We start from the raw sequence: 16,332 nt of genomic DNA, 5'->3' as shown, positions 1-16,332 counted from the left end.
GTCGACGCCGACATCGAACTGTCGCGGCATCGGTTTCAGCCGTCCATGCGAATGACCACGGAGATTGATCGATTTTTTCCCCATCTGGTTCCACGTGCGAAATGGATAGTGGCGGAGGATGAGAAAATGTCCGGCTAGCGTCAGTTCAGCATTATGCTGAACGCTGGACCAGCCGTATGCGCCGGTGGTTTTGCGCGGATCGTTATTGCCGATGATGAGATGTTTGCTGCCGTTCAGCTGGGAGAGCAGATGCTCGCCGAAGCCGGCGCGCCGCGCCGCAAAATCACCAAGGTGCAGATCTCGTCCTCAGGCGAAACGGCGCGGGTCCGATACGCAATCAGTGCGGCGTCAATATCATCGGAGTCATTGATGAAATCGCCTTTCAAACCACCCTTCTCGCGCTCAATGCGGGCGTAGAGGCACCACGTGCCGGCGAGACGGGAAGCGCTTTGCGGTTGTCGCTCAGGAGGTTCGTGAATTGGCCCAACGCTCGGCCGGTGCTGCAAGAGAGATCAAGGGCATGATCTTGCAATTATCTGCGGAAGAACAGAATGGTGTGGAGCTGGTCCTCAACGGCCGAAAAACAGTAGTTTAATCTGGTCGCGCGACGATTGCAGAGGGCAAAGACCGCCTAGCTGCCGGTTCTAAAGGTTCTAAGGTATCTAAGGTAACAACATTCATGGATGATGCTGTCGTTATTCGTTCTGGTATTGCACGGGCAGTTGTCAACCGAAAAGGAGCGGAGCTAATCGGGTGGCAGGTCGGTGCAAGCGACCTCCTTTGGCCGCGAGACTCCCCAGGTTGGAACCAAACCTGTCCCCTGATGTTCCCGTCATGCGGATGGAGTGAGTCTTCACGTGTCGAAATAAAAGGGCAATATTATCCGATGCCTGTTCACGGCTTTATCAGCATGCAGGAATTTGCCTTGGTTTCCAACTCAGAATCTGAGGTGACATTAGAAGCATCTGACGATGAATTCACAAAAACAATGTTTCCATTTTATTTCCGTTTCAGAATTAAGTATAAAATTGTAGACATGCAATTGCACATTGGGATTTCCGTAAAAAACACGTCCGATCGTGCATTCTTGCCTTATTCCATCGGAATACATCCCGGATTTAGATGGCCGTTACTGTCTCCGCGCAAAGATAGCTGGCGGCTGCAATTCGAGAAATCGGAATCCCCTCTCGTCCCGTGCATATCTTCCCAAGGCCTAATTCAAGGTAATCAACGGAAAATCTCATTCCACGGACGTTGCCTTCATCTAAATGAAAGCCTTTTCCAAAATGAAGCGCTTTGTTTTTTGAATGCGAATAGTAAAAGGCTGTCGCTTGTTGGAGAGAAGGTCACAATTGGAATTGATGCGCCAGATGCACGTCACTGGGTTGTGTGGTCTCTTCCACAGCAGGACTTTCTGGCGTTAGAACCATGTACGGGCCACGGTGACATAGAGGACAGACGCATTCCATTTGACGAGCGGGAATATAATATCAATCTCGCCCCAGGAAAAGAGCAACAATTCCAAGTACGATTTGAGTTTTCACAGCATGAAGACTAATTGTTTGATCCTAGGCTTTGATGGGGCATCCTTGTCTTCCGAATCAAAAGATGCGATATGGGCCAGGTTCTGCATGGGAGCGCCACGACGACAGAGGCTCCGTCGAGCGATACAGCATAGTCATGTCTGGACGGCGCCCGCGGATCAAGGGTTTATTTTCGACGATGGGATAGTCGCGGGTGCGGTCATGTCTCCGGCCTATTGTCGCGGTACACTGACTGCTGGCCTGGTGGTGTCCGTTGATCCTTTGGCCTGATCAAGAGAACGAGCTCGAAGCTCCGACTATGCTGCAGGCTTTCGGGATCTGTCCTTGTCTGCTCCCATCACGTCGCTGTCACCCTCGATTCCGGTCCGCGGCCTCAACCGCTGCTGCTGCTGCTGCTGTTAGGCCGCGGTCTGCCGGCATAGTGTGCCTCGTCGCGCATGAGCGCGAAGACGATGCGAGCGAGTTTGTTGGCGGTCGCCACAGCGACGAGCTTGAAGGGTTTGGTCTCCATCAGGCGATCAGCCCAGTTCCTCAAGGCATCGCTACACCGCCTGCGATGGAAGAGGACAGCGTGCGCGCCGACAACGAGCAACTTGCGCAAGTATCGGTTGCCCATCCTGGAGACGCGCCCCAACCGCTCCTTGCCGCCTGACGAGTTCTGCCGTGGCGTGAGCCCGAGAAAGGCGGCGAACTCACGCGGGCCTGAGAAAGCGGAGATATCCTGGACGCTCGCGGTAAGCGCAGAGGCAGTGATGGGACCGCCGATCAGGCACGACGGCAGGCGCTCGAAGAAGGCCATCATATCTTTCCGCCTCAGTGCACGAGATATGACGACACGGCCGACAGCGTCGACCGCATGCACCTGGAAGACATACTTGGCCAGGTGAAGGCCGACAGTGGCTACAGCATGGAGATCGGTGGTAATCTTATCCATGGACGGTGCTCCTTCAGATGAGTGCTCGACAGCAGCCATCTTGGCACGCCTCTCACGAGGATGATGCCGTTGCGGGCGCCGTCCACCCCATCAAGAGAGCCTGAGGACGCTTTCGAAACGCTACGGGATCAATCAGAAGACTGTCGCCAAGTGGCGCAAGCGGCGTTGCAATTTCTCCTATCTATCAAAACAGCTTAAAAAACCAGCTGGCCAGCATGACCAAGACGGATGAAGTGTCTTACCTATGCGCGGGCTTCGAGGCCTGTCGATCGAGAAGCTTGCAGAGCGAGCAAAGCTGGAGGCAACCGAAATCACGCGGATAGAACGTGATGCGCATTTTCGGCCGGAACAGCCGGACAAGTAGAGACGGCGGCTGGACGCAGAACACGAGATGCGCCACCCCCTTCCCGACCCTTTCCGAAAATTCGGTCTGCGGATCGTCCAAGGCAAGTGTGACGTTCAGGACGGCCATTTGCTCATACGATGCCGACAACTCTCGACAACTGGAAATGGTTTTTAGAGACCCACAACGACTGGATAGGCGCGAAGCCTTCTGATATCTTGTTGCGGACAACAAAATGAGCAGCGTCAAATGCGATATACACCAAGCCAGGTCCGTCAGGTCGTCGGCGTCACTCAGGAAACGCTGCGGCACTGGCGCGCCGCGTTGTCGTCCTTGGACGGACTGAAGGGCCACGCCCCAGTTTTCCGCCCTGGCCAACTGCTCGGCCTCGCAGTAATCCGTACGCTCGTTGCCGACCTGGGGCTCAATGTTGGCTCGCTGAAGCGTGCCGAACGGGACATTTTTGAAATCTGTGCCAGTCCAGAGTGGATCCGGCTGTCCGAGGGTTATCTGATGGTGCGCCCACTTGAGGGCACCGCCCGGTTCATCGAACGGTATCAGGACGGTGATCTGCACAAGCCCGCGATTGTCCTTCCGATGAGCCCGATCGTCGCATCTGTTCGGGAGGCACTGCTCGAAGTAGCTCCCGATGACGCTCAGCAGAGCATTGCCTTTCCTCCCATCGAGGTGAGCGTGCGTCGGTCTCGGAGTGACAGAATATGAAGGCGACCATAGCTTCGGTCGCCGCCGAACTATCGGCGATCGGCTACACTTCCGATGCACTGCTTTCTGATTATAGCTTTGCGGACGTGCTCTCGCCCACGGGTGAAACGCGGCAGGTCGGCCTAGCAGCATTCACGCAGACGCCGCCATCGTACCGGACGGCGGCGTTCGGTGTTGTCGATGGCGCTGGAAAACCATCGAATTTGAAACGACTCCGGGCGCTCGGAGCGCCGATGATCTTCGCAATCGCCGGCGATACCGTCGAACTTTGGCGGATGCATGCCGACGAGGCCCCCGAGCAGCTAGCAGTAACGCCGGCAAACGAGCTGCATTCGCTGTTCCAGCGCCATGCGGAACACTGGAACCCGAAAGCTATCCATCGAGCCAAGGCCATCTCTTCCGAGCCGCTGCAGAATCGTCAGTTCGATTTTGTCGATATTGGGCTTTTGATCGCCATCGAAGGTGAGGTCCATCTCAAGCTCGACATTTTGCTGCGCGAAACCTTGGCCGCGGTCATCGACAGCCGTGGTCGTCCGGCTATGGACGCACGGCTGCTCTTCCAAGCAACGTTTCGCTTTCTCGCAGCCAAGATCCTTGCAGATCGAGATCACGAATCGGCGGCCGCTTGGACCGGTGGCGACGTCGACGATGTCCTGCGCGGCATCGACCGCTACTACGGCCTGGGCTCGCTGAAGCCGTCACCCGCCGATCGCAGTCGCCTCCAAACGGTGTGGCAAGGCATTCGAAGCGGCATAAACTTTCGTAACATTTCGGCCGACGATCTTGCCTTCGTCTACGAAAATACATTCGTGACGTCCGAGGTGCGCGCTCAGCTTGGCACGCACAGCACCCCGCGGCAGATGGCTGAACACGTCGTTCGTCGCCTGGAGCTTTGGAGGGATCCCGTTGGCACTCGTGTCTACGAGCCCTTCACAGGCGCCGGGGTTTTGCTTGTCGCTGCGCTTCGCCAATTAAGTGCGGCGCTTCCCCTAGAATGGAGTGACGCCGAGCGCCATGCATTCCTGACAGAACGGTTGTCGGGCGACGAAATCGACGAGTTTGCTTGCGAGGTTGCGAAACTCTCCTTGATTCTTGCCGACTATCCAAACCACAACGGCTGGGATATTCAACAGGCTGACCTGTTCAGCAGCGGAAGACTTCGCGAACGGATAACGCCTCAGACATTTGTTATCTGCAATCCGCCGTTCGAGGATTTCGAATTGGACGAGCGGGATGGCCCTATTGCGCAACACAGCATTTCCAAGCCGGTCGCCGTTCTCCATGAAGTCATTTCGGCACAAGCTGCTGGCATCGGTTTTGTGCTCCCGGCGACCTTCATCATGGAAAAGCGCTACCGCGAGGTGCGTGCGCTGCTTGAAAGAACCTACGCCTCGGTGGAGATCGTGGAGATCCCCGACGACGTTTTTTCTGCGTCCCGAACGGCAGCTTCGCTTTTGATTGCTCGAGATCTGCGTTCGGCTGAAGACGAGCCCATCATCACGATCCGTTCCAGTGAGGTGACGCTGAGAGACCGGCTGTCCTTCTTGCAAGGAGGATTAATAACGCGCAGCCGGTCGGTGACGAGATGGGTCACTGATAAGCCGACCGGAAATCTTTGGATTCCTGCTCTGAACGAAGTCTGGGACTATCTTGCCGATCGACCGACGCTTGGCGAGAAGCTGGAGCTCCATAGGGGAATTGAATGGCAAGGTGATCAATCGGACGCGTGGAGCCCTGACCCAAAGCCCGCCTACAGGCGCGGACTGCACGGGGTCAACGGGCATCTCCAGTACCAATCTCCAAGGGCTGTTTGGCTCGATTGCCGCACCGACTCGATCAGGGGCGGGGGCCTGAAATTTGCTTGGGACGATCCAAAGCTTATCCTGAATGCAGTCAGGCTCAGTCGATATTCCTGGAGGCTGGCTGCGAGCTTCGACGACACTGGCCTGATCTGCTCTCAGCAGTTCATCGCTGGGTGGCCCAAGGAAGGAATCAGTCAGACTGAAATGCTGGCGCTGATGGCGGTCCTGAACGGCCCGATAGCCAACGCTTTTTCGACCGTATTTACGTCCGATCAGCGGTTCAGGCTTGGTACACTTGCCAATCTTCCCCTTCCCTATCTTCTCTCTGAAGAGGTGGCGGGTCTAGTTCAGACCTATCTGCGGGTTCTCGGGACGGCAGACGCCCTTTCCGACCGGGAGGACGTCCTGCAAAAGACCCTGGTAAAGATTGATGCGGCGGTCCTATCGGCGTACGAACTTCCTGTCCGGTTGGAGCGCGAGCTTCTGAGATTCTTTGATCAGAATAGAAGACCCGTCGCACACGCCTGGGAGGGATGGGGCAACCTTGACATGGCGCCCGGGCTTTCCCTTTCCGAAATGCTTGCAGGTGGGCGGGAACAATTCACTGGAAACTGGGTCTCGCGAACTTTTACCGCATTGTCAAAAAATGAAGCGGATGTCGTCCGTCGGTACTTGCGCTGAACCATGACCGGTTACCTGCTCGATACATCCGTTCTTATTGCGCTTGTCGACCCCAACCACGTGCTTCACGGGGCAGCCACCAAAGCAGTCGGAGGCATGAGTGCGAACGATCTGCAGTTTGTGTCTGCGGTGAGCATCGGTGAAATTCGTACCGGTGTCGCCACGGTGCAGCGCATTCACGGACGCACACCGGTCCACTCCACACAAGTTCTCTCGGCGGCACAGTCACGCCCGCTCCTGACAGTCAACACGCAGGTCGCGATGGTTTATGGAGACCTTAAAGCCGCGATGGTTGGCAGATTCATGCCCAAATCGAGCAAAAACAAGCCGCCTGCACACCTCCAGGACTGGATAGATCACGCCACGGGAAACAGGCTCGGGATTAACGAGAACGATCTCTGGGTTTGTGCGCAGGGGTTCGAGCGTGATCTTCATATCGTAACATGCGATGCGGATTTCCTAAGGGTTCAAGAGGCCGAACCTCGCTTGTCGCTTAGCCTGTTGCGCGCCATTTAGTTCGGCTTCGAAACGTTCCTGCGCTCTCTTCCCGCGCCGGTGTGGCCTTGGATTGTATCCAATCCGCTAGATCCTCACGTCGAGCGACGGTTTCGTACCATCGGCCAAGGCATCTTCCCACGGCCATCGCAGATCGTCCGCAACGCCATCGAATTGTCCTGGAGTACCGGCCAGCCGGAGGGTCAGGTCAACCCGATCGAAGATGATCAAGCGCGCAATGCACGGCAGAGCAGGCCGCAAACTCCTTAGGGCACGCACGCTGTCACTCAACCGGCCCCATCACCACACAAATTGAGGAAGACCCGTTAATTGTGAGACTCGTGACTCAATGATCTCAGAGGCTTGGCTCTGTAATTTGATGAGTGTAACACGGAGGACGCAGAAGAAACTGTCGCCCCGCGCATTCCCGGTCCTGGTTAGTCCAGACCGAGCCTCTTGCGCAGTTCGGCATTTTCCGCTCGCAGCTTATCCGCCAGTAGTGTGCGGAGCCTCTGGTTTTCCTCTTCGAGCTGGACAAGATCTGCCAACTCATCGCCGGCCAGCACGGGCTTGATGCCCTTAGTGTCCTTTTGCTCGATAGGCTTCGCAGCACCTTTCCAATGATAGTAGGTTTGCTCCGATATGCCGGCGCTCTTGATAGCGTCCTTGAGGGTGCTGTTGCCTTGGACTTGCGTCTCGATCAGCTTGAGCTTCTCGCTCTTCTCTTGTTCGCTATACCTCCTGGGTTTAGCGGCCGACGCCTTTGATGAAGCTTGCACCGGTTCGGAAGCCGCCTTTTGAGGCCGCGGCGACCTCTGCTTCTTAGCGGTTGGTGCTTTCAGTTCCGCGTCCGTCGCTATAGTCGCAACAATGGGTCCCGTGTTAGTCTCATCAGCCATCAGCAATTCCCTCCTTTAGTCATCGCCTGTTTTCGGCTGGGTGCACCGCAGAGTCAACACAACCGTGAGAGTCCTGCTTTACGCATCGTTGATGTTGGGCTTGTGCCTGGCCTGGGGATCGACGGCGCATGAAGGCTCCCAGCTCTCACCTGAAACAACGGCGCCTGCTTACCACTGTTCCGCAATTGACGATGGTGCGACCGGTACCAGTGAAGCAGGTTCGACGCGAGCGCGAGCGGTATCGCAGTATCATGCCGCAGGGCACTGCCTTCCAGAGATCACGCCCGCTGTCACGGCCAAGGCGATCGTCATGCATCAATTGATTGGCCATCTCTACTTTTAGTCTTCTACCGTCGCCCTTGGACACGCAGTATAGATTCCGCCGATGAAATGCGTTGAAAAGTAATACTTGAAAATAGACTCGACGGGAAGGTCGTTCTCTGGTTGATAGTGTTGAAAAAGTCAGGCTTGAAACAGTCCTAAAGCACTGATTCAGTCTTCTTATCGGAAGGAGATTGAGTCGATGATGGGCGAGCAAAGTGTGATGCAGGAGGAGCTATTCTATGGCTTCAGTCTGGAACGGCACGTGCCAGCGGATCACCTGCTCAGGGCCATCGACCGCTTCGTTGACCTTTCCGGTGTCCGCCAGCACCTGGCGCCGTACTACAGCCCAATCGGCCGTCCCTCGATTGACCCTGAACTGCTGATCCGCATGCTGATTGTCGGCTACTGCTTCGGTATCCGCTCGGAGCGGCGGCTGTGCGAGGAAGTCCACCTGAACCTGGCCTATAGGTGGTTCTGCCGGCTTGGCCTCGAGGGCGATGTGCCGGACCATTCGACTTTCTCAAAGACGCGCCATGGCCGCTTCCGCGATGCCGATCTGCTGCGCGAGCTGTTTGAGACCGTCGTGCGACGCTGCATGAGAGAAGGACTCGTCGGCGGCGAAGGCTTTGCCGTAGATGCCAGCATGATCGTGGCGGACGCGCATCGTCAGCGCGGGATCGAGACAGCCGAGGACCTCGACCCCAAAGCCAAGCGGGCTGTCGTAGAGTATCTCGCCACCCTGGATGATGCCGCCTTCGGAGCCGCCACGCCGGTCGAGCCCAAGTTCATCTCGCCGGTCGACCCAGCGGCACGCTGGACCGCCTCTTGGGGCGGCCCGGCTGTCTACGCCTACTGCACCAACTACCTGATCGATGTAGAGCACGCCATCATCGTGGACGTGGAGGCCTCGACTGCCGTGCGTCAGGCGGAGGTGACAGCCGCAAAGACCATGATCGAGCGTACTCACGACGAATTCGGCCTGTGGCCGGAACGGCTGATTGCCGACACTGGCTACGGCTCGGCCGAGATGCTGAACTGGCTGGTGCATGAGCGCGGGATCGAGCCGCATATCCCGGTGTTCGATAAGTCCAAGCGCAAGGACGGCACCTTCTCGCGTGAGGACTTCGCCTACGACCATGCAAGCGACACCTACCGCTGCCCAGGTGGTAAGCTTCTTCAGCACTACCGTCGGCCATTCTCGACACCGCGGTCCGGTGTGGGGAAGGACAACACGCTACGTTATCGGGCGAGCAAGCATGATTGCGACGCCTGCGCACTTAAGCCTCGCTGTTGTCCGAAGGCGCCGGCGCGCAAGGTAACGCGCTCAATCTATGAGGGCGCGCGCGACATGGCTCGCGACATCGCCAAAACCGACGCATACCAGACGTCACGCTATCAGCGAAAGAAGGTGGAGATGCTCTTCGCGCACCTCAAACGCATTCTGAGGCTCGATAGATTGCGACTGCGAGGCCCCTGCGGTGCCCGCGATGAGTTCCATCTCGCCGCCATCGCCCAGAACCTCAGGAAATTGGCCAAGATCTGCACCCAGGGCACGGTAATCCCGGCCACTTAGGCCGAGGAGGTCGCGTCGACCTCATTCGCGACGTCCTGAGCGAGCTACTCTACCGCCTTCAAGCCTGACTTCTTCAACACTATCGGTTCTATCCTGACGTACAGTTTCCGAGTAGCTTTTGAGGGCGTAGCAAATGGCTTACGATTGGGATGGAAAGCGCACACGTCGGCTCCAAATCCTCAGGTTCATGGGAGCCTTGGCTATCCCTGCTCTCCTGTTCGGCTCCGCCATTGCGGCACTGGAGTGGGCCGACACGGAAGGTCCGGCCGTAAGGACGGCTCACCTTCGATAGATTTAGCGAAGCTGCATCTTTTCAAATCAGAACACAGGGTACAAAGGTCTTCCGTGGCATCAGGTGGCGGAAGGGGGGAAAGATGAATTCAGGTCAAACATTGAGTTTCGATCCGATTGGACCTGACGAGTTGGATTTGATCGGAAGGGCCTTCCAACACGAGCTGGAAAGGCGAGCTTTGTCACGCAAGTCTAAAGAGGCTGAAGCGCTCGCCGCAAAGCTGATCAACGCTTATCAAGCAGGGATTCGCGACGACCTGGGCTTGAGTATTGTCGCGGGGCTGTCCTGAGGCGCAACGCACCCAGCCGCGAATATACGCTCAGCGTGTTCGATTGATGGCCGCCTGCTCAGCAGGCTCTCGAACTCATTCAATTTGGTGAGGGCGTTGCCGAGCAAAGATGACGCAGGTGCGCGCTTGTCGGGAGCACCGCCAGGCTCATGAAACTTCGAATCGCTCAAGCATCTTCTTAAGCTGAACGTTCTGCAGATGAAGCTTTTGCGCGAGTTGGGTCCTCAGCCTTTTGACTTCTTCGTCGAGTATTGCCACTTCATGGAAGAACAAATCCCGTGAAGACGAAAGTTGCAGGCTTTGATGATCCTTTGAGGCGACAGCGCTTTGCGCAGCCACGCGGGCGTTGGCTCTCTTCGCATGTTCCCGACGCTTGATCCGCGGTTTGCTTTGCTGCTTTGTGCTTGCCGTGCTTCTTGGCGCCAACGAATTCGCTTCGGCACCCATCTGGTCAGCTTCATGACGCGCAGCTGTTTGAGCCTCTTCAGCATCGATCGGCAGCTCTAATGCCCGCGCGCCGTCGTCCTCGCCTTTTGCCCTGTCCGATGCGACCGGCCCTTGATCAACCGAGACGTCCTCATCGTGAGCAGGTGGGCTGGCGGCTACCGTCGAATTGGGCGGCAGTGCGGACGTGTGCTCCACTTCGCTCTCGAGAGCCCTGGGATCGGTGTCATTCCCGATCGAACTCTCTTGCGCCTTCGCCGATGGTCGCCGCGACGTCAATTGGGCAAGAAATTTCCATGGTGATTTCATAGTCTTCCAACCTTGAGCAAGCCGGACCGTGATCCTGCTGCAGCTGTTGCTTCCTCACGCCTTTCGAGACGGCGCCACCATCGCGGTAACGAGCCTGCGCAACCTGCATGCCACGGCCTGCGCCTCGCAGAACGGACGATCGAAGCCGGCATTGTGGGCGATCACGAGGTCGGCCGGGTCGAGCAGCGCTCGAAGCGACCCGACGTCGATCATCTGCCCGGCAACCATCTCGTCGGTGATTCCTGTGAGGCGAGTGATTTCAGGGGGGATCGGGACAGTTGGCTGCTGCAGGCCGCCATAAACACCTGTGACGTCGCCGATATGGCCCTCGTCGTTAAAGGTGAAGGCGACTGCGCCGATTTCGATGATCTTGTCCTTGCTGTGGTCGAGGCCCGTCGTCTCGGTGTCAACGATCACGCCCATGCGAGGAAATCCCGGCCGCGGCATATTGACGATCTGGCGGCCGACAAGCTTGCGAAGCACGCGATAGCTGCCGCTCTCCTCCAGAAGCCGGGCCATGCTTTCGTCATCTAGTCGCCTCCGCTCCCGCAGCCTCAGGGGCGGTGGCAGCTTCACAACGACGTCATCGCCTGGCTCACGCGGCGAGGGAAACATGTCTAGTTGAGATGCCATCGGCCTCCAGTGTCCTCGGGCTTCGGCGCACCGGTAGGGTGCGGATCATGCATCAGGATAGAAACCGAGGGAGACTCTGGCAACGTATGAGGTCGGCAGAACAGGACCCACAAACCAAAATGCCCGGAAATCTGTTGAAAAAAACACCGCAATAGCGACAACGCCGTCGTTCCGACCGAAATACCTGACGTTGAGCGAAGCGGCCTAGTCGACAGGAAAGCGAATCGCGTTCGAGCAATGAGGAGCGGAAGCTAGAGCTGACAAGCCGGATCGTCGCGGCTCATCTAAGCCACAATGTCGTTCCTGCCGGCGATTTGTCCAATCTTATCCAGCAGACGTATTCCTCGCTGAGCGGCACGTCTCCGCGACACCAGGCTGGACCGGTCGTTGAAGAACAGCGCCCCGCCGTTTCGATCAAGAAGTCGGTAACAGCCGATTTCATCATCTGCCTGGAGGATGGTGAAAAGTTCAAATCCCTGAGACGCCACCTGATGGCAAAGTACGGCCTCACTCCGGAGCAATATCGTGAGAAGTGGGATCTCCCGCCGACTACCCGATGATTGCTGCAAGCTATGCTCAGCAACGTTCCGAGCTTGCGCGCGCATCCGGCCTAGGCAAGAACCAGCGGCATCAGCGCGAGAGCCGCCACCTGCCGCTCGCGAGAAAATCGGACTGAACTCTCGCTGAGCCCCAAAAAAACAGCTGCCCGTCCGTTGCGACAGTGCACGACGGCCCAGATCCATATACGCGACATCGCCATCAGGTTGCGAGTCAGCGGCATTTCCCCTGCAGCTTTAGAGCGTTCCAGACGATACATTATGCGATTTTGGAAGCCCAAAACGTGAACATCACAGCAACAAGCCATAGCGGGCCCGTTGGAGCACGGTTCTGTCCGCCCCTAAGGCGACGTCCTCGCTTAAGTCTGAACGGCAGCATCGCGCCTCCAATCCTGTTGTTTTAGGCTAACTGGATACATCCCCAAGAGCAAACGACGCGGAGCATCCTGCCGACCGGCAGCGCGGCTTTCAAAAGAGGCTCTTCCGCTTAGGCACTCATCAAATGGACGATTTCGATGTTCACTTCGGGAAGCCGTCACTGTTAATCTTGGAGTAGCTGCGGACCTCGTAACTCGCGCCTATTCTGAGGACGTCGATTTGTGCTCGATCGGTCGTTTAATGCACGCCTATGCAAACAGGTCGGATATCGCAAAGGCCTCTCGATCAGCTTTGGCAGGTTTGGTCATCCGGAGTGGCGTTCGCTTGCCCTGCCTAATATGCGTGGCGGACTGGGATGCTGGTAGCACTCCTGGGGATCCGAGCTGCCACTTAGGGGGGAAGAACAGCTCGATGTCTCCTTCGGTACCAGAATACTTCGCCTTAATCCTGCTTCGCGCACTCGCCAGCGTGGGAACCGCCTCTCGACAATACTTATCGAGTTCGCAGAACAGGCCCTGGCAGTCGATCCCGTGAAGCGCCCGCCCGAACAGGCCGCTAAAGGGGAGCTCCAGGCGTCGGAATTCCTCCTCCTGGCGATCCACCATCCAGAGGATCGTGTCTGCCGGGCTGAAGTCGCCGAGATCAATAAAGGCCTTTTTCAATCCCCGCAGGGCGCCCGGACCCGCTTGGGTATAGTCGTTTTCGCTGAATTCGAGCAGCTCCGAGTAATTGAGGTCGATGGCCGTCTGGTAGGCCATGAAGGGACCCATCAGCGGGAAGCTCTGCAGTAGTTCCACCACAGCTTCGAGCGACGGTGCTTGCAGCACACGCTCCGCACAGGCATTTTCGAGGAACATGTGCTTGAACAGGGCGACATGGTTACGGTGCTTCTCGTCGAACCCAAACGCCTTGTTCGCGCAGAGGATGAATGCGCCGGTATACAGTCCCCCGTTTTGGGACTTGACCCGATCAAGCGCCCGTTCGAACGCGCCCGATCGCAGGTGGTCAAGGCGCGGCGCTCCGTCGAGTTCGTCGGTGACGGATTCCCAGGTCGCGATGTTACTGAACGTCCGGAAGGCAGTGATCTGGAACACCCTGTCGCGCGCGGTCGTCTCAGCGTCCTGGCGGTAGGCCACGTCGCTAATCATGTACTGCGACACACGGTCAGCCGCACGGAATACGTTGCAGAATTTGTAGACCTGCAGGATCGGGTCGGTAGTCCACGGCTGGCTCTGACCGTTCAACCGGGCCTCGAAGGCAGCCTGACGCCGCGAGGCGAAAGTCCAGTAAAGTTCATAGACCCCTTTCCGCATCTGGGGAGGGGAGCGCCGAACGAAGTGTTTCGGGGACTGGTTCATATCTGCCTCAAGAATACACCGGTGCCATGCAGGTTGAAGTATCGGGAGTCCGCCGTGAGCCTTTTTGCGGCTATTCTTTCCCCAATCGTGTCAATGTGGCGATCATGGCCCGTCCAATGGTCGAAAATGATCGCGCCGCCGATTTGGGTTCGGTCCGCTATGACACGAATGATGGCCTCCGCCGACGTGAAATTGTCGGTATCCACGAAAGAAAGCACGAGCTGCTCCCCGTTCAAGCGCGTTACGGTGTCTACCACGTCACCAGCAACCACCTCCACATTCCGTCCGGCGAATACTCCGCGAACCATTTCGACATCGAGAAAAACGCAATCCGGGTGAGCGTACATGTCAAGCGGGCTGCGCTTGTTGGGAAAGCCGTTAAAGGTGTCGAAGCCGTAAACCTTCCAGTCCGCTCCGATCGCGTCGATAAAGCGAGAAATGAGCATCGTGGTTCCGCCCTTGAACATGCCGAATTCCGCGACGCAGCCCTTGATGCCACGGCGGTGGGCGTTCTGCAGACATTGGTAGATGTGAACGAGGCAATGTCGGTAGCCGTTGGCGAACGACGGGACGAACAGGTCACGCCGAATCTTGTCGAAGACGTCGTCGTGAAACTCAAAGTGCGAGAAGCCGCCAATTACAATTTTGGTATTCGCCGGTAGTGTCCGCGCGATCTCCTCAAGGATTATCTCCTTTCCGGCGTCTTCGGCAATGGCAACGATATCTGGAGTGTGGGCGGGTAAGTCCGACAGCGAAAGGACCCTCCCGCCGGCCTGTGCTGCGAAGATGCCGATCAGTTCGGCGCTGCCAGAAGCGAACGCCGGGTCTGCTGCAAGCTCGATGGCGGCAGGTGACCAGCCCGTAATCGCCACCCGCGAGCCGGGTGGGAGCCCGGTGATTGCCTCATGCAGCTTTAGCTTCAGTTTCGCAAGGTCTTCGGGGCTCATGCGGATGATCCAGACTGGAGGAACACGGCTACGGACTTTTTGTCGCCCTGGACGAGGAGGGCGAGGAGCTCAGCGGTGTAGCGTGAGAGAGTGCTGGCCAGCTCCAGTTTTCTCGCCACGGCTGCGCCGCTCTGGGCCTCCCGCCAGCACGCTTCGAAAGCTGAACTCACGTCGGCAACCACATCGGCGAGCAGACGGCCGCCCGGCGTTAGGTCAAGCTGATCGAGCAGTGTGTTGAAATTCTCCTCACAGTCGCTCAGCGGCAGCGAGGCGTCCACGGGTATCAGCATACCCGGAGGCAGGTTCTCCGCGAGGAAGAGCCGGTACTTCTCGACATATACGACGAGGTCGATGGCCGTATCCAAGGCAGATTCGCCGGTAAGGCTGTGCCCTGTGGCGAAGAGTGTGACCAGCCGGTCAACCTTTCGAGCAATGTTGGGTTGGATGCTGACCAATTCTCCTCGCTTTTTCCATGCGCCTCCATACGCGCGGTCTTTGTTCACATGCAGTTTTTTGACTGCAATCTTGAAGTCGGTAAGAAGATCAATGCTACTGCGGGCCTGCGCGGCGAAGAAGTCCCCAATCGGCTTCTGCTGAATCGTCGCGAGGAGACCAGGAAAAATCCGGGCGTATTTTTCGTACAGGGCAGCAACATAGTCACATGCAGGGAGGGTGGCCAATTCGTGCGCCAGGCGTTCCTCCCCCCACCGTTCGTACGCCTGGGCGACGTGGACGATAGTCAGGCCGCTATCGAGCAGGGGGTCGCCGACTTCGCCGAAGGCTCCCAAGGGGACATCCGGTTGCTCCGATATTTGGCGCTCGAGGTAAAACCAGTGCTGGAGCTTGTCTTGGAACGCTTCCCACGGGGTGGAGAACGAGGTGCGCTGCAGGCCGAACTCGTACGGCGTTAGTCCGTGGAAGGCGGCCACGGCTTGTTCGCCACGATCGAAATGCGCCTTGTACAGGTGAAAGGACATCGCGAGATAGTCGGCCCGACCGACGCCGGCTCCTACCCAGAAGGCCAGCAACTCGTGCAAGATGCTCCACTCGAAGGCGTTCGCGCCTGAAAACCCCCACCAGACGTCGTTGCTGCGCAGCGCCGCCGACATGTGGAGCTGGTTGTCCCGGATAATCCAGCCAAGCCAGTTGTTGCAGGGAATGTCCTTGGATGGCTGAAAGTCGAGGGCAGGATCGAATAGCACCATCACCGCCTGGCGGCTCTCCCGGTCGGCCAGCAAAAGCTTGCGCACGGCGTCGATCTGGTCGATGCCGGCCCATTGACGCAAGCGTGGGCCGTATGCGCCGCGCCAAGTGTGGCCATCATCGGAAAAGTTGGGCGCCCGACGCAGGTATTTCTGCAGCCAGCCGATGTCATTCCGGCCGGCGAGCACCCACATGCTCTCAGCAAACTGCGAGGTAATGTCATGATGACGCCGTGGCACGAAAAGGTAGCGCTCCAGGGGGCGCTCTAGCCTGGTATTTCTGGCGATCAGCTCTTTGGTCAGCGTGTCCTTGACCACCACGTCGGCGCCGTCGCGCAGCAAGTCCCCCACACTGCCGACTACGGCATAACTGATGTTCCTGTAGGCAGGCATGTCTGTTCCGGCATTATGATTAGGGTCGGGACCTGGGGCTAAAAACGCGAAGAATCACTAGAATGTATTATCGCAGGTTGAGGATGGACTTTAAAAAAGTAAAGACTTAGGTCGGTCCGGTTCTGGTGCATGAACAGAAAATTGAACGTATCAAGAGAAAGCTCGTGATCACAGGTGGAATTTTGCTCTCCGAGGACAAGACGGACCTGTTG

Annotated in this window: 12 protein-coding genes and 4 pseudogenes; 7 read left to right on the top strand and 9 right to left on the bottom strand. The window is 57.5% G+C overall.

Features of this window, described 5'->3' with window-relative positions; all coding sequences use genetic code 11:
• A pseudogene (locus RB548_RS23015) lies at positions 1-350 on the bottom strand (hypothetical protein); the annotation flags it as partial.
• Here RB548_RS23015 and RB548_RS23010 point away from each other — a divergent pair.
• Both RB548_RS23010 and RB548_RS23005 read left to right on the top strand, forming a co-directional pair.
• Positions 351-568 (top strand): annotated as a pseudogene (locus tag RB548_RS23010) (methyl-accepting chemotaxis protein); the annotation flags it as partial.
• Positions 569-679: 111 nt separating this feature from the next.
• Complete coding sequence (locus RB548_RS23005; RefSeq protein WP_331375626.1) at positions 680-1,558, top strand: aldose epimerase family protein; 879 nt, start codon at positions 680-682, stop codon at positions 1,556-1,558.
• A 359-nt stretch (positions 1,559-1,917) separates the two neighbouring features.
• On the opposite strand, the gene RB548_RS23000 is transcribed toward RB548_RS23005, so the two are convergent.
• A complete protein-coding gene (locus RB548_RS23000) occupies positions 1,918-2,478 on the bottom strand; it encodes a transposase (protein ID WP_408642451.1) in 561 nt (186 codons plus the stop codon).
• A 238-nt stretch (positions 2,479-2,716) separates the two neighbouring features.
• Positions 2,717-3,397: a hypothetical protein gene (locus tag RB548_RS22995; RefSeq protein WP_331375625.1), complete on the bottom strand. Its 681-nt coding sequence runs from the start codon at positions 3,395-3,397 to the stop codon at positions 2,717-2,719.
• Between the two features lie 143 nt (positions 3,398-3,540).
• Between RB548_RS22995 and RB548_RS22990 the strand changes: the two genes are divergently transcribed.
• On the top strand, positions 3,541-6,027 hold the full coding sequence (locus RB548_RS22990) for an N-6 DNA methylase (RefSeq protein WP_331375624.1): 2,487 nt from the start codon (positions 3,541-3,543) through the stop codon (positions 6,025-6,027).
• 3 nt (positions 6,028-6,030) lie between these two features.
• Positions 6,031-6,543: a type II toxin-antitoxin system VapC family toxin gene (locus RB548_RS22985; RefSeq protein ID WP_331375623.1), complete on the top strand. Its 513-nt coding sequence runs from the start codon at positions 6,031-6,033 to the stop codon at positions 6,541-6,543.
• A 416-nt stretch (positions 6,544-6,959) separates the two neighbouring features.
• On the opposite strand, the gene RB548_RS22980 is transcribed toward RB548_RS22985, so the two are convergent.
• The gene (locus tag RB548_RS22980) at positions 6,960-7,421 is read right to left on the bottom strand and encodes a transposase (RefSeq protein ID WP_331375622.1); all 462 of its coding nucleotides are present in this window, start codon (positions 7,419-7,421) and stop codon (positions 6,960-6,962) included.
• A gap of 523 nt (positions 7,422-7,944) precedes the next feature.
• On the opposite strand from RB548_RS22980, the gene RB548_RS22975 reads away from it, so the two are divergent.
• Together RB548_RS22975 and RB548_RS22970 are read left to right on the top strand one after the other, a co-directional pair.
• Positions 7,945-9,318, top strand: coding sequence for an IS1182 family transposase (locus RB548_RS22975; RefSeq protein WP_331375127.1), 1,374 nt, complete (start codon positions 7,945-7,947; stop codon positions 9,316-9,318).
• 374 nt (positions 9,319-9,692) lie between these two features.
• Positions 9,693-9,899: a hypothetical protein gene (locus RB548_RS22970; RefSeq protein WP_331375621.1), complete on the top strand. Its 207-nt coding sequence runs from the start codon at positions 9,693-9,695 to the stop codon at positions 9,897-9,899.
• 147 nt (positions 9,900-10,046) lie between these two features.
• On the opposite strand, the gene RB548_RS22965 is transcribed toward RB548_RS22970, so the two are convergent.
• The gene (locus RB548_RS22965; protein ID WP_331375620.1) at positions 10,047-10,652 is read right to left on the bottom strand and encodes a hypothetical protein; all 606 of its coding nucleotides are present in this window, start codon (positions 10,650-10,652) and stop codon (positions 10,047-10,049) included.
• A gap of 120 nt (positions 10,653-10,772) precedes the next feature.
• Positions 10,773-11,267 (bottom strand): annotated as a pseudogene (locus RB548_RS22960) (3'-5' exonuclease); the annotation flags it as partial.
• A gap of 275 nt (positions 11,268-11,542) precedes the next feature.
• Here RB548_RS22960 and RB548_RS22955 point away from each other — a divergent pair.
• Positions 11,543-11,961, top strand: a pseudogene (locus RB548_RS22955) (MucR family transcriptional regulator).
• Positions 11,962-12,468: 507 nt separating this feature from the next.
• On the opposite strand, the gene RB548_RS22950 reads toward RB548_RS22955, so the two are convergent.
• From RB548_RS22950 to RB548_RS22940, 3 genes are read right to left on the bottom strand one after another with little or no spacing between them, the layout of a single operon-like run.
• On the bottom strand, positions 12,469-13,578 hold the full coding sequence (locus RB548_RS22950; protein ID WP_331375619.1) for a nucleotide kinase domain-containing protein: 1,110 nt from the start codon (positions 13,576-13,578) through the stop codon (positions 12,469-12,471).
• Positions 13,575-14,525 carry a TylF/MycF/NovP-related O-methyltransferase gene (locus tag RB548_RS22945; protein ID WP_331375618.1) on the bottom strand — a complete coding sequence of 317 codons (951 nt, stop codon included), beginning with the start codon at positions 14,523-14,525 and terminating at the stop codon, positions 13,575-13,577. Before RB548_RS22945 ends, RB548_RS22950 begins: the two co-directional genes overlap by 4 nt.
• On the bottom strand, positions 14,522-16,120 hold the full coding sequence (locus RB548_RS22940) for a thymidylate synthase (protein ID WP_331375617.1): 1,599 nt from the start codon (positions 16,118-16,120) through the stop codon (positions 14,522-14,524). Before RB548_RS22940 ends, RB548_RS22945 begins: the two co-directional genes overlap by 4 nt.
• Positions 16,121-16,332: the final 212 nt, after the last annotated feature.

The sequence above is a fragment of the Sinorhizobium chiapasense genome, assembly GCF_036488675.1.
Taxonomy (GTDB): domain Bacteria; phylum Pseudomonadota; class Alphaproteobacteria; order Rhizobiales; family Rhizobiaceae; genus Sinorhizobium; species Sinorhizobium chiapasense.
The sequence above is the reverse complement of the archived record's forward strand: the minus strand, read 5'-3'. Positions and strand labels throughout refer to the sequence as shown.